At 51.9% G+C, this 16,666-nt stretch carries 2 protein-coding genes; both read left to right on the plus strand.

The annotated features are described in order from the left end of the window. Positions 1–875 precede the first annotated feature (875 nt). Entirely contained in the window at positions 876–2,585 is a 1,710-nt protein-coding gene (locus TMES_RS18300) for a ShlB/FhaC/HecB family hemolysin secretion/activation protein (RefSeq protein WP_143589724.1), read from the plus strand. Between the two features lie 15 nt (positions 2,586–2,600). After that, positions 2,601–16,649 carry a beta strand repeat-containing protein gene (locus TMES_RS18305; RefSeq protein WP_085585238.1) on the plus strand — a complete coding sequence of 4,683 codons (14,049 nt, stop codon included), beginning with the start codon at positions 2,601–2,603 and terminating at the stop codon, positions 16,647–16,649. Positions 16,650–16,666 lie beyond the last annotated feature (17 nt).

Consider the following 16,666-nt stretch of genomic DNA (forward strand, 5'->3'; position numbering starts at 1 on the left):
TTTGATCAAAACTGCCTGTCGCAACTTGCCATTCAGCCGTGCAATGACAAGGTAGCCGCGCAATATAACTGGTTTGATGACGATTGCCTGATGCAGGTCGGACCTCACCTCGATCAAACAGTCGGGGTTTGCGTTGCCATAAGACCGTTTTCCCCAAACCCCCGTGTCGGGGACCAATATGATCGCCCAGATCCCACGTCGGCGTTTTTGAACGTGCCTTTGCAGGGCATGCATTTCTGTCCAAATTATAGTTGTAACATGACCGCGGAAAATTGTGTCGGCGGTGAACGGCTGCCGTTTGGAAAAGACCTGATAGCAGTCGTCATTTTTAATCGATTCGCGTGGCAAAAAATTCGGTTTGGGGTGTTTATCGGTTTTGTGGTGACGTTTTGGCGGGTGGGAACAAATTTATTTTACCTGAATTTCAGGTGGCGGTGTCGTCGTGTGTTTTCGGCAGCATAGCGGCAAGATTATCATATTTCCATCGCATGTCCTTATTGTTGCGTATATCCAGAATGACCGGAGACCTAACCCAAGGTACTGTAATGCTATACTCTTAGATCGGGTTTTTGATGCTGTTTCATTAACAGGATTAATTCAAAATTTCCTTAAATTTCGAACCTTCCGCCGCTTCACCCGTCAGTACAAATTTCGGGCGAATATTTATCTGCCTCCGCACGCAAAAAAAAATTGCACTGCTATTTGTGAGCCGCTTATAAATATAACAGACCTATCTGATGGTATGTAATGGTATCGGGCTGGTCTCGCCAAAATGGATAGGTGTTCGACTGTTCGCCCTTTCGGTTTTGGCGGGGGTCAACTGACCAAATGTTCAGCAATGCTGTTCAAATAAATTGGGTTCTTGGGGGAATCGCGTGAGAAAAATTATCGAGGTTCTGCGCCGCCATTGTGCGGCAGTTGCAACATGTGCATTCTTTGTTTCGGGGTTTGCCCATGATGTGATGGCACAAACAGTACCCTCACAACTTCCCTCCGGGGCGGAGGCTGGCCGCGAGCTTGCCAAGCCGGAACTGGCCCTGCCGTCAAGCAAGGCAGGCAGCATTTCGGTGCCGGGCGCGGCCGCTGTTGAAGTACCCGCGGGCGCGGATAAAGCCAGCTTTGTGCTGAAATCCTTCGAGATTGAAGGCTCCACTGCCTTTTCCGCCGATGAACTGGCTCCATTTTATCAATATATGATGGGTAAAACCATCAGTGTGGCCGATGCCTTTCAGGTTGCTGCCAATATCGAACTTAAATATCGCAATGCCGGTTATGTGATTTCGCGTGTCGTGGTCCCGCCCCAGGAGGTCACCGATGGCAGGTTTAAAATTCGCGTGGTTGAAGGTTTTATCTCCGACATCGTTGTGCAAGAAGATGTCGGGCCGGTTAGCGCGGCGGTTAAGCGGCTGCTCTCGCCGCTGATCGGCAAAACCCCGGTCACTGTCGACGAAATGGAGCGGCGCCTGCTTTTGGCCAATGATCTGGCCGGGATGACCGTGCGCGCCACCCTTAAGCCATCAGAAACTGCGCCTGGCGGATCGGAAATGCTGGTCGAGGCCGACCGCGTTGCCACCACCGCCACCGTTTCGGCGGATAACCGTAATTCCCCTTATTCCGGCAATGCCGAAGGCATGGCGCTGGTGCAGTTTAATTCCTTTGGGTCGCATGCGGACCAATTGGGCATCCAGACCCAGATTTCCTCACCGATTGAACGCTCGTGGTCGGTCAGTGCCAACTATCAGGGCATGTATTCTGAAGACGGGCTGATGCTGGGGTTTAGTTCCAGCTATGGCCGCTCGCGCCCGGGCAAGGAGCTTGAGGCGTTGGAAGTCAACAGTGTGGTGATGGCCGAACGCGCGATTGTTACCTATCCGCTGATCCGCTCGCGCCTGCAAAACCTGCGTATTTCGGGCGAATATGAATATCGCGCGATTGATACCGACGTGCTTGATGACGAGTTCAATCAGGACCGTCTTCATATCGCCCGTGCCGGCATCAGCTATGATTTGACTGACAGTTTTCAGGGCATTACTGCCGTGCGCGCTACCATACATCGCGGGCTTGATGTGTTTAACGCCACCGACAAGGATGATCCGCTGGGCTCGCGTGCCGATGCCGGTGGGTCTTTTACCAAGACCACCATCGATTTAACCCGGGTGCAGCAGGTGACGGATCGGGTGAGTATGCTGCTAACCGCGACCGGGCAATATGCGGTTAATCCGTTGCTGGCGAGTGAAGAAATGGCGCTGGGTGGCGGCAATTATGGCCGGGGCTTTAATAATAACGAGTTTTCCGGCGATGATGGCTGGGCAACCTCGCTTGAAATTCGCTATTCACCGGACCTTCCCGAGATTTTCCCCAACGGGGTGCAGTTTTACAGCTTTGTCGATAGCGGGCAGGTCTGGGACATCGATGAAAATGTCTCGCATGATCGCACCAGTGCCTCGTCCTTTGGTGGCGGTATTCGGGTGAATATTCTCGAAAATCTTTATGCATCGGCGGAAGTGGCCAAGGGGTTTCGAAAACCCACGGCGGATTCATCAGCCAAGCCCCAAGCCTTCTTCACCGTTTCAGCCAAATTTTAAGTGCGGGTCAAAATCATGAGCAAGAACAGCTTTTCCAATCCGTCACGTCGTCCCGTAAAATCAGCCACCAGTCGGTCTGCTGCTCTGTGCGCAACGGGTGAGGCTTTGGCCCCCGCACGCAAGCGCCCGCTGATGGGGCTGACGCCGTTTAACATTCTGGCGGGTGCAACTGCACTGGGCTCGTTTTTTTATGCAACTGCCCATCCGGCCTATGCGCAATCGGCTGCGGCGGCTTTGCCGCAGGGCGGTACGGTTGTCGGCGGTGATGTCAGCATTGCTCAGTCCGCCCCTGATACGCTGAATGTGGTGCAAGGTTCGAACTCGGCGATTGTCAATTGGCAAAGCTTTAATGTGGGCAGCGGCAACACCGTTAATTTCCAGCAGCCTGGCTCGAGCAGTGTGATTTTGAACCGTGTGGTTGGCAATGACCCCTCGGCGATTTTTGGCACGATTACCGCCAATGGCACGGTGATGCTGGTTAACCCCAACGGGGTGGTGTTTGGCCAGGGGTCGCGGGTTGATGTCGGCGGGCTTGTCGCCTCGACGGCCAATATCCGCGATGCTGATTTCATGAGCGGCAATTATAATTTTGACATTGCGTCGGCCAATCCCTCGGCCAGCATCGTTAATGCGGGCGACATCAGCATTCGTGATGCCGGTCTGGCCGCCCTTGTGGCGCCTAATGTGCAAAATGCCGGTGTCATTCATGCCCGTCTGGGCAAGGTGTCGCTGGGTGGGGCGAAAACCTTTTCGCTCGATTTTCACGGCGACGGTTTGCTGAGCTTTGGTGTCGGATCGGATGTTGATACCGCCCCGGTGGGGACGGATGGCAATCCGGTTGAGGCCTTGGTCAGCAATAGTGGTTCGATCATCGCCGATGGTGGAGTGGTGTCGATTTCGGCGCGTGCGGTCAAGGACGTTATTGATAACGTGATCAACACCAGCGGTGTGATCCAGGCCAATAGTGTTTCAAGTGCCAATGGCCGGATTATTCTTTCTGGTGGCGACAACGGCACGGTTCTCGCGGGCGGCAGCATAAAAGCCACTGGCGATGATAGCGGCGAAACCGGCGGCAGCATTGTTGCCACGGGCGATAACATTGCGGTTGCCAGCGGCGCCAGCATGGATGCCTCGGGCGATGCAGGCGGCGGCCTTGTGGCGATTGGCAGCGAAGGTGACGGCGCAAAAGGCCGGGGCACGGGCGCGTGGTCCAACACGGTCAGCATTGCGAAAACAGCCAGCCTGAAAGCGGATGCGATCACCAGCGGTGACGGCGGTAATGTCGCGGTTTTGTCTGAAACCCTGACCAGTTTTGCCGGTAGCATTTCGGCCAAGGGCGGGGCCACGGGCGGTAATGGCGGCTTTGCCGAGGTGTCGAGCCACAAGGGTGTCGAGCTGACCGGCATGGTCGATTTGACAGCCCTGAATGGTGATACCGGAACCTTCCTGCTTGACCCTGATAGCCTGACGATTGTTGCGGGAACCAGTGGTGCCGGTACCCAGGATACCGCCGCTGGTGACGGAACAGTTGCAGAAAATGACGATAATAACGGGGCGAATACAATTTCTGCCGGTGTTCTTGAAGGAATTGCCGGAACGACCAACATTGTTCTTGAATCAACCGGTCTGATTACGGTCAGTACCAACCTTGATCTTCAAACCACCACCGGCCACAGCTTTACCCTGAAATCAACCGGTCTGGGCGGGATCACATTTAGTGATGCAAGTTACAGAATTGTCACCCAGGGTGGTGACATTGTATTGCAGGCCACATCACCAGGCGCATCGATTACCAATATTGGTCAGTTGTACTCAAATGGTGGGATCAGTCAAGTCTCCGCTGGCGGTAATATCACTGTGCTGGCCGCCCGTGATATTGAGCTAGGAAATTCAATTTATACCACAGGCTACAGCACGGGTGGTGTTGTTGTCCTTAATTCCGTTGCCGGTTCTATTTTCAATAAAGCTGGTGGTAGCTCGTCGTTAAATGGTAAATCGGTAAAACTATCCACGGGCACTGGCAATATTGGCGCATCTGATAGTGTTATTTACGTTAACGTAAATGATCTCGAGATCAACGCGGGTGGAAGTTTTGCCGTTGCTACGAACGGCTTTTTGTCATCGGTTAATCTTACGCTTGATCATTTGCTGTCAACAGACACCCAGACTTATCTACTAACGACAGGTGGGGCCCAGAGTTTTGCTCTGACCGATACGGCTGATGCCTATGTTCTGACAACACTTAATGACCACACCCAACATATGAATTTCACCTTTAGTGGTGAAAAAAGTCTGACCCTTGGTGCCGTTGATGTTGGTACGGGTAATATTTCGCTGAGCGTAAATAGCGGATCGGTGAAGGGGGCCGAGGGCGGCTCTGTCAAGGCTGGTAATTTGTCCATTGCGGCACGCGATGGTATTTCAGGTCTTTCAAGCGGCATAAACGGGCTGTCAACCGACGTCAGCTCGCTGAATGCGACCACAGAAACGGGCGGGATTTATATTTCCAATACGGACGGGGATAATAGCGGCCTGGCGGTAACCAATTTTGAAGCAGCAGGCGGGCAGGGGACGTATTCATCCGCAATTACCTCAACCGGAAATCTGAGCGTGGGTCATGTGTCGGTTCAGTCGGGCACCACGTATATCGAATCTGCATATGGCATTTTTGACGATGGCAATGATACGACGTCGATTAGCGCCGAAGCACTTACGCTGCGGGCAAAAGGTGCCATTGGCACCACAAATCGCAGCATTGAAACCAGTTCAAAAAATCTGTCAGTGACGGCTGACAACAGCATATATCTTGAGGCGACAGCGACGACCGGCACCGTCATCTTGAGCAATGTGCAGGCCAATTCCGGCGAGATCAAACTAACCACCCATACCAGCACCAAAATCAATGATATCGGGCATAAAAACTTTGATAGCAATGAAGCGGGTAATTCCGGAAATATCGCGATCACGGTTGATTCTGCCGCAACACCGAATACCGCAGCATTCCTTGATATCGATGCGCTGGATGCTGGTGCGACAGGCGATGTTACGCTTTCGCTGACCAACGGTTATGTTAATGCTGACAGCCTTAAGGGCGATGATCTGGTGGTTTTAGCTACCGTGCTGTCATCGGCGTCTGGCAACTCAACCAATAATTTGAAGACCACCGTTAACACAGTCGATGTTACAACCTCGGGTGAGAGCAAAAATCTTGTCATTGCTGAAACCGATGCCTTGACGGTCAACAATGTTCAGACGGGTGCGGGGACTTCATCAATTACCATTGGGAACCAATCGGGCGACCTGACAATTGCGAAAATTGACAGCACCGCCGCCGTTTCCCTGAATGCAGCGGGCGGTGCAGTCGTTGCGCTGGACGGCAATAGTGTCAAGGGGACGACGCTGAAGCTGGCGGTAAACAGTGCCATTGGATCGTCTGAACATGCCCTTAATACATATGTGACTGAGCTTGATGTTGATAATACGGGTAACATTTACATCCAGAATATCGCTTCAACACTGACCAGCCTTGTTATCAAAAATGCTCATAATCAGAACCAGTCTGGCAGTGCGAACACAATCTCACTGACATCTGATCATTTGGCATTTGATGTGTTGGATAACGGGACGTCGGTAGCACTTAATAAACTTACCAGTGCGAACCTGGAGACGGTTTCCTTTGAGACAGACAGCAATCTTGTTGTTGGCCAGATTGGCACGGCCAATGCGTCTGTGACCTTAAATGCTGGTGGCAACATTGCCGACGATGGCAATACAAATACCCGTATTGTCACGGATGGCAAATTGTCGCTGACGGCACAAAAAGCTATTGGCACCAGTGATCATTCTGTCGAAGTAATCGCAGACGATGTTACCTTGAATGCCGGATCGGACGTTTATTTCCGTGATATCTCGGACCTTGATAAATTCTCGTTGACACTCGGTAACGCCGATACCGCGCAAGCAAATAATTATAAAATTGAAGCGCAGGGGCTTGAATTTGCGCTGATGCACAGCCTTGAGACGGGCTATCATCTTGACAAAGTGTTTGATCTGTCTGGCCTGACATTTGACTTTAGTACCGATGCCGATCTGTCGGTTGGGGCGCTTGATGTCAGCTATAGTACCAGTAATTCGATTACACTGCGGTCCAAAGGTGCCATTAAAGACGATGGCAGCAGCACGACAAGCGTGCTTGCAAACACCATCACACTTTCTGCTGACAAGAATATCGGCGTAAGCGATGATCATTTGTCATTGATGGCTGAATCCCTTACGGCAAGGGCTGCTGATGGCGGTGTTTACATTGATGTCAGGAACCCGACCGGTTCGTCTAACTATGCCGGGGCCCTGTCGGTTAAGTCGCTTAACGCCGCAGGTGATATTGTTCTGACCGCCGACCATGGCGATGTCATTCTGGCGGGGCAGGTTAAAACCAATGATCACAACCTTACTCTGACCGTAGAGGACGGTTCCCTTCTTGGGGGAAGTGATGGTTCGATTAATGCTGGAAGTGGTAGCGCCACTGTTAAAGTTACATCGGGCGACATTGGCCGCGATAGCGACGGTGACTACAACAATGTCTTCACTGTATCTGCGGGGAAACTTGATCTTCAGGCCGGTGGACTGATTCTGACATCAGGCTCGCGTGCGGCGACGATTGCGATGCAGGCCGGTGGGGATACTGCGTCATACACGCTCAGCAATGGTGATTTAACCGTGCAGGCTATTGCTGTTGCGGATGGCAATGGCACGCTCAATTTAACGGCGAAAAGCGGCTCGATCATTGACGATACGCAAGATCAGGGCGTGATCTCGGCCGACAAGGTTGCGCTTGTTGCGCAGTCAGGCAGCATTACCGGTATTTCATCGACTGCGACCGATGCGGCCTTAACTGCGGCTAACGGTATTTCCTTTACGTCATCGAGCACGCTGACCAACCTGTCGATTGATGCCAAATCAACACTTGCGGGTGGCGCAACAGTTGGCGCTAACGGGCAAAGTGTTGCTGTTTCTTCTGCAAATTCGGTTCTTACCGTTGGCAATGTCACCGGCGGTTCAGCGCTGGATTTCTCCTTCACAGCGGTTAACAATGTTGTGTTGGGGCAGCTCGCACTTGGCACTGGTACGGCTGCGATTAAAACATCAGGCTCAATCCTGGATGACGGTGATCATACCGATACCAGAGTTACAGCAAGCAGTGTCAGTCTGACTGCGGGGTCCAACGGTGATATTGGTGCCGATGGTAATGCCATTGATCTTGATACAGCGAAGCTGGCGGTTTCTGCGGGCGGCGATGTTCGGGTTTCCAGTACGCGGGATCTGACGCACCTGGCGGTTACAAGCACCAATGCGTCGACCAGTTCGACCAAGGTTTTTGACTTTGGCGCAGGTTCTTTCGTTACGCTTACCGATGAGGGGGATCATCTTCAGCTTGGCGTGGACAATACGGGTAACCCCATTACCGATTTCAGCCTGACGACGGCAAAAGATATTCTTGTCGGCGATGTCTATGCTGATGGAACAGTGACGCTGGAAACAACCAGTACCGGCCAGTATAGCAATATTAGTCAGTCCGGAAGTGACACCAAAATTGAAGCCGGGAAGGTTGTTCTTAAAACCGGTGCTTCGAATAAAACTTATGGTGCCATCGGCACGGCCGATCAGGCGTTGGTTCTTGCGACCAGTGATTTATCGATTACCTCAAAGGGTAGCATCTATATTAATAACAGCAACACGGCACTGACGGGGTTGAACCTTGATCTTGCGCATGTTGATAGTAACAAAGCGACAAAGCAAACATACAGCTTTACCAATATTGCCGGAACAACGGTTACGCTAGCTGACAATGGTACGGACGTGGCCTTAGGAATGAATTCATCCGGGGTGATGAATTTTGCCCTGTCCATGGATCGCCAGATTACTGCGTCCACGATTGACGCGGGGACGTCCTCTTCCGGTTCTGTTTCTCTGACCACGACAGGCCAGGCATCGGGGCAAGACGAACATGGATCAATATCTGCTACGTCTATTACGGCCGGAACCGTTACGCTGAATTCCTTTGAGTCTGTTTCGGCAGCGACCACGACAAAAAATCTGTCCATCAATTCCAGCTATAAGGTCAATGTTACTAACAACGCGACGCTTGATAGCCTTAAACTGGACCTGGACCGGGCGAATGTTGATCAAACTGACAGCACGAAAAATATTACCTACGCGATCTCCAGTACAGACCTGACTTTTTCTGGCGTGACCGATAATTACTCTGGTAGCAATGGGCTTGTGCTGGGCAATATTACCCAATCCGGGCTTGATCTGGAAATTACGTCGGCAAAAACGGTTACGGTTACCAAGGTCGATGTCGGGAGCGGCAAATTTACCCTGAATGCCGGTGATAGCTCTATCAGAGCCGAAACGAGCAATGCCGTGATTACTGCTGACCAGCTGACGTTGAATGGCGGGAATGTCGGTCGGTCTTCGTCGGGCTATTTTACTGTCGATGTAAATAAACTGTCAGGCAGCGTTAAAAATTCGGTGGTGTTGTCGAACTCCGGTGATTTGGCCGTTTCTGATTTGTCGATCAAGAGCGATACTGGTTCGATTAATCTGCAAGTTACCAACGGAAATTTGACAAGTGTTGGCAATAACGGCATTTCTGCCAGAGATGTTTACCTGCATGTGGCCGATGGCAACATAGGTGTTACTGGCAATGCCTTGAAAACAAAGACGTCAAATCTAACGATAGATGCGGGCGGCGACATTATTTTGTCGAATGCGTCAGATCTGTATTCTCTTGATGTGACGGCAAACCATAGTGCGAACACTGATTATGCCTATGACCTTCAGTCGCATGGGCTTTCACTGTCGATTACCGATAGCGGCTCGATCATGCAGCTGGTTAATCTGACTGAAGATAGCGGACTGAACTTTGACTTTACGAGTGACCGCAACATTGCGGTCGGCACACTTGCTGTCGGTGACGGGCGTTCCCTTACGATAACGACCACGGGTGACGACCACAATATTTCTGCCTATGGCAGTTCAGCCTTGTCCGGGCGCAGCATTAAGCTGGTTTCGACAGGATCGATTGGTGTGGCTGGTGCCGAAGCAACAGCCCATATTCAAACCACAACCAAATCGCTGACGCTGAACACGCACGCGAATGTTTATGTTGATAACAAAACTCATCTTGCATCACTGTCTTTGACGTCGGATCAGGCAACCGGAGGGGATGCGCCTGTTTATATTTTGACGTCCTCTGATTTGACTTTTGATGTTACGGATAACGGCACTACAAATGTTAACCAGGTTACCGACAATGCTAACGAGGTAAACGATGCAGTCCTTGGGCTGATTTTTAATCTTAATACTCAGCGTGCACAGGTCATTGGTACAATTGATGCGGGGTTAAGCGGTTCTGTTACGCTTACCAGCCCGACCAATATTACTGGTGCCGACACTGACAACCATATTACCGCAGGTACGGCGACGTTTAACACCGACGGCTATGCCGCGTTGGGAAGCGATGCCACCCCTCTTAATCTGACCGTAGCAGACTTGACGACCAATACGTCCAGCGACATTTATCTCGCAAATGACCGACTGCTGAGCAATCTCGCCATGACAACGCATGGCAACACAGATGCAACAATTCGTATCGTCGGGGCAGCCAATAATCCGAATGGTGAAAACGTACTTGTTTCAGGTCTCGTATCTTCTGCAAACGGAACTGAATACAGCACAATTGACGATAATACCGGTTTAACACTGTCACTTACCGGTTCGGGTGATGTTACAATCAAGGACATCAACCTTGCGGGGATTGGTCAGCTTACGGCAAATAGCAGTGGCGGTAATCTCTACGGCGACAATGACAGCGCGACGACCATTAATGCAGCGATTGTCGGCCTGTCTTCTTCTGGCGGGTCGGTTGGAACCGATGGCAAGACAATCCATATTAAAGGTGGGGAACTTACTGTTTCTGCTAGTGGCGGTGCTGACATCGGTCTTTTGGGACGCACTAATTTTGACTCATTGAAGGTTGGTAGCGCCAGTGCCAAGGTGGTGAACACGACAGGTGATATCGCTCTTGGTGATGCTGTTTCATTAAATGGCCAGGATTTTTATCTTAACAACGCTGGTGGATCGATACTGAGCGGACAGCTGTCATACGCGGGTAAGATCACGCTGATCGCAGCGGGTTCCATTGGTAATGTCAGCGCGATTAAAACGACTGCCAGCGGAAACGGAACAACCACGTTAACGCAAATTTCGGCGACCACCAATGATCGGGGTGCGACAGGTTCTGTCAATATTGCGGAATCCTACGGGTTAACGGTGACCAGCCTTTCGGCAGCTTCCGACGTCACCCTGTCGGCCGGGACAACCGAAAACTCCACACGGACACTTACGACCGGAAATATTAATGCAGGCACCGCGACTGTCAGCTTAACGTCTGGTCATGGCGCTGTAGAGGCAAGTTCTGGTACGTTGATTACGGCTGGTAAATTGATAATTTCGGCAACCAGTGACCATATTGGCAGCAGTGGTTCCGCTGTGAAAACAACGGCGACTGCTTTGGATTTACGCGCCCCTGGCGACATTTATGTCCAGGCAACCACCGGTGTTACATCAGATGTAGACTTGTCCAGTCTTTCGATTGATCGTAGCAACAATAAAACCAACAGTGATCATAGCTCCGGGACTGTTTCGATATCGGCAAAGAACCTGACATGGACTGTTTCTGACGCTGAATTTTACACTACCCTAACCAATGTAACCGATACCACCGGGCTTGATTTTACTTATAAATCAATTGAAGCGTTAAGAATTGGAACCATCGATACCGGTGCAGACGGGGCCGTAAATCTTTCAGCGTCTTACCGTAACCTGGATAATCTTAATGAGAATGATCCCAGATATTATGGGGATATTACTGCTCTGGATGGCAACTCCCTGATTACGGCAGGATCCGTCAAACTGACCGCTCAGGGCAGTGCTGCCGCGATTGGTTCGTCTGGAACGTCCCTTAAGATGAACACCAAAACGCTGGAGGCATCGTCGCAAAGTGGGGGCATTAATGTCGCGAATGCTTCGGCTCTGGCCTTGAACAATATTACGACGGGTGGTGATCTTAGCGTTACGATCACATCTGGCGATTTGACCATTGACGCATTGTCCTATGGTTCTGGCAAAAACCTGACATTGACGGCATCGAATGGCTATATCTACACCGGAGTAGGCAAATCGCTTTCCTTGAATAGTGGCAATATTTCCCTTTCTGCGTCAGACGGCATCGGGTCGAACACATCGCGCCTGCAATTGTCGGGGAGTGGGTCCGGGGATTTTACAGCTAATGTTACCGGAACTGGCAGTATTTACCTGAATGCCCAGAACGGGATGTCGAACAAACTGGTGGCACATACGGCCAATGGTGCAATTGACATCGTGTCGACCGGCAATATTGTTCTGGCGGACTTGACTGTGGGCCAGGATGCGGTTGGGAACGATATTATCGTAACGGCAAAATCGGGCAATATCACCATTGGTGAGAGCAGCGGTTCGGACGGTGTGGTTGCGGGTGCCAATAACGGCAAGGTTAATCTGACGGCACAAAATGGCACGATTTATGCTGGCAATGCCAGCAGTGCCCTTGGCGCGTTTGAGGTTCGCCTCAACGGCGCAAATGGTGTCGGGCAGGCTGATAATGCAATTGCCGCAAATGGTCAGCGCGTGCTGGTGTCGGCAACAAATGCTGGTGCCGATGTTTACCTGCGCTCTGCGGTCGACGGCACTTTCTCGTCAGTATCAACGAACGGCGGTGATATTTCGATCAAGGGGTCGAATGGCGCCACCATTCTGGTTGACAGCGCCGTATCGGGTGCAGGAAGTGCTTCAACGGCAGGGAACATCACTATTTCGGCAGCGGGCACTGGTGGCGATCTGATCCTGGGCAATATTAATGCCAAAGGGTCGTCGTCCGATGGTCAGATTACGCTGACTTCAACGAATGGTAGTGTGCTTGACGATGATATTGCGGAAACCCGTATTGTTGGCAAGAATCTTGCCATAAATGCGAATAGCGGTGTGGGATCGACCAGCGATCATTTGCAAACAACCGTTTCGACGATTACCGGTATAATTGGCTCCGGTACGGCCTATATTGATGATAACAGCAGTGCGGGTGTGACGCTGGGTACGGGTAACTCCGCGCTTAGCCTGATCAATGGTGATCTGGTTTTTGCCGCGACCAACGCGGTTACCCTGACCAATCTTCAAGCCCAAACCGATGGCAACAAACTTTCGGTAACGGCAGCTAACGGCGATATCACCGTTGGATCCGTGATGGCCGGTGCCACATCATTTACACTACAGACAGCTCCGACAACATCCAAAGTTACCTTAACATCGACCAATGGTGCGATCCTGAGCGCACGCAGCGATGACATACCGGTTTTGATCGCCGGATCGCTATCGCTGAATGCGAAAACCAATGTCGGGTCTTTTGTGTGGGAAGATGGCCAGCAGGCCGATATCAATGCCTTGCAGGTGATTGTGACAGGTCTGGACGCCACCACCCAAACCGACGGATCGCAAATTGCCATTTTCAACCAGGGAACAGGCGCAATCAGTCTTGGTGATAATATTACTGCCCAAGGCAACCTTTCCCTTGCTGTTGGGTCAAAAGGTGATGTGAGCTGGGGTACTTTTACCGGTAATACGCTTGATAAACTGTATTTGACATCGGGCGGTACCGTGACATTGGCCGATACTGTTACAGCTGGGACGGTTTATGTCTCCGGTGATACAGACATCATCGCTGGCGAAGGGTTACGCACCCTGACAATTGAAGCAACAGGTGCGAACGGTATTGAACTGCACAGCGGCTCAACCGGTGGTACGACCACTTTGAACAGTACGGCAACGGCACTGAATGTGCAGCTTGCTGAAGATGGTGGGGCGCTGGTTATCAACAATAGCGGCGCGCTGACCAAGGCTAATCTGTCTGCTGATAATAACGTGACACTGACCAATAATGTCGGGGTCTCTGGTGCAACGATTACGACGACTGATGAGAGCCATACCGCACGTATTACAGCGACCACGGGTGATGTGACAGTTGGTACGATCAATTCCGGGCAGACCGGGACTGTGGAGCTTACAGCGACGCAGGGTTCCATTGGATTTGTCGGTGACCAGTCGGTGGTAACGGCGAATGTGTTAACCCTCAGCAGCTTCACCGGTATCGGCACCGAACAACAGAGCTTCTCTACGAATGTAAATACGCTGAACGCCACGGTAACCGGCACGGGCAACATTTACACCAGCTATAAAGCCAACAGCGCAACCGGCCATCTTGAGGCGCACGATGGCGATATTTACGTGTCGGGAACGTCAAGCCTTGATGTGAACCTTCACAATGTCTTTCTGGAAGACGGCCCAAATAATGTGAGCAGGAAACTTGTTGTTACTGTTATTGGCGGCGACGTAGCTCTAAGCAATGCCCTGAATGGTGGCAATACGGTTGCCAGCCTTGAGGTTACAGCCGCCAATATTTCAACCGGCGCGCTGACAACAGGCGGTAGCCAGAGCTATACCGGGACAACGACCCTGAATGGTAACCTGACTGCATCGGCCCTTTCCATTAACGGGAATGCCATTCTTGGCGCAAACACCACGACGCTGGCATCCACCAATGGTGGCAATGTTTCGATCAGCGGCAGTGTTACGGGTAAAAATGACGATACAGGTACGTCGTTAACGGTTAATGCCGGGGCAGGAGACGTTACAGTTGGTTCGGCCACATCGTATATTTCCGAGATCGCTCTGACCGGTGGCACGATATCGGTAGGCAATGTGACCACCACCGGCAAACAGACCTATACCGGTGTAACCACGCTGGGTGGCGGCAACTACATCTCCGGGGGTGATTTCAAGGTTGCTGGTGCAACCCTGCTTGGGGCCGCAACATCTGTTTCCACGGCGGACAGCAATGCCAATGTCACGTTTGGCGGCACCATTGATAGTGTCAACAACCAGTCTCGTTCTCTTTCGGTAAATACCGGTTATGGTAGCATGGCCTTTGATGGTGCCATTGGTGGAACAACGGCGCTGGCCAGCTTGTCACTAACCTCTGGTGCCAATTCCGACAGTGAGGCCGCACTTCCGGGCGACGGGGCAATTGCTTTTGCTTCGGGTGCGAATGTGAAGCTGTTTGGTAACTTTACCCAGGATGGCGGTCGGAAAATTACGCTGCCGGGAACAATTACCACGACAGATGGCAATATTAACGTTAGTGGTCCGGCCACACTTGCTGCGGGCGTTTCCAGTTTCTCGGCTGGAACGGACAATCCGGGTGGCGAAGTGCAGTTCTTTGATACTGTTACCGGCAATGGAACCCAACTGACGGTGAACGCGACGGGGCAAGTGAAATTTTCGTCGTCATATATCGATGAAGGGAATGGCTCCAGCCTTGCTGTTACAGCACCGGAAATTTCGATAAAGGACGTAACAACCAAAGCGGCACAGTCTTATACAGGTGCCACACGGATTGATGGCAATTTGACAGCGGGATCAATCCTGTTCGATGGCGCGGCATCTCTGGTCACTCAGGCTCCAACGTTTGTGCCGTTGCCGCCAGATACCACCACGTTTGACACCAGTGCTGCCAATGGCAACATCACCCTGACAGGGACACTGGATGGTGGCAGTGATATCGTCATCATGAAGGCCGGAACGGGCGCAGTTTCTGTTGCCGGTGCCACTACCAGTGTGAATAAGCTGACCATCACCGGCGGGACGATTTCTGTCCATGATGTCACAACAACAAATACACAGGATTATACCGGTGTTACGACCCTTAACGGGACGTATCAGGTTGGTAATGATTTCACGATTACCGGGGCATCCTGGATCGGCGATGACACTACAATCAACACCCAATACGGTGCGCTGGCCCTGAATGGGACAGTAAACAGTGCTGCTCATGCGGATCTGACGCTGAAGCTGAACCTGAATGGCGGAAATACCACCACTCACTTTGATTATGCGCTTGGCAATACCAACGCCTTGGGCAAGCTGACTATCAATGCCGGTGAAAACGGTGTGACCGAATTTGCCCGCACGGCGAGTATTTCGGTGGTGGACGGCCTTGTTTACACCGGTGGCATCAAACTTCTGTTGCCAGCCAATATTACGGCAAGCAACGGACCAATTAAACTTGGCACCCTGAAACTGGTTGAAGATACCGATCCCCTTGCCGAAATTGCGGTTAAGCCGCAATCCATTTCGGGCGTTATTGCAACGCTGCCGTCGGGTAATGTCACCATCCGCAGTGGTGATGACATTACGATTGCCGGTTTGATTGGCAAAAACACCAATCTGGTCATGACATCTGGAACGGGCGATATTCGCATCGGGTCGAAAGAAGGTACAAGTGATCAGAAAATCGATGTGAAATCGTTGAATGTTGCAGTTGCCCACACGGCAAACCTTTACGGGACCATCGGCGGCATTACCGGGTTTGATGCATCTTATGAAATCGGGCCGCTGAAATTTGCGCCTTATTACATTAACGATGCTTTCTGGCGGAACCGTGATTTGCCGCCCGCAGCAACCAAAACCGCACCGTTGCCAAAACCGCCAAGCACACCGCAGGTTGACCGTCTGTTTAACCTGGGCAATAACAATGCAGCCGGTATCACACCCAACGTGATTGCGGCGTTTGCGGCACCGACCGTTCTGAGTGTTGGGGTGACGCCGACCAATATTTCGGTGGCACCAAGCCCGAGCGTCATCAGCACCCCGACATCGTTCGTCGCCCCGGTGACGTTGCAAAGCACCAGCGGAGTGACATCTGGGGCCGCCGCGCAATCGGTGCCGGTTAGCGGCGGTTCAGCCGGAGCTTCAGGCGGCGTTGCCACGGGCGGCGGAAATACCTCATCGGGGGCCTCGGCAACGGGTGGGGACGATGCCAACAGCAATACGAGCAGCGACGGCGGCAACCAGCCCGGGGTTGTTGATGGACAATCGAGCGATAGCGACCTGATCCAGTCGAGCGACCAGTAAAATGCTTCGCGCACGAC

It is taken from the genome of Thalassospira mesophila (assembly GCF_002115755.1).
GTDB lineage: Bacteria > Pseudomonadota > Alphaproteobacteria > Rhodospirillales > Thalassospiraceae > Thalassospira > Thalassospira mesophila.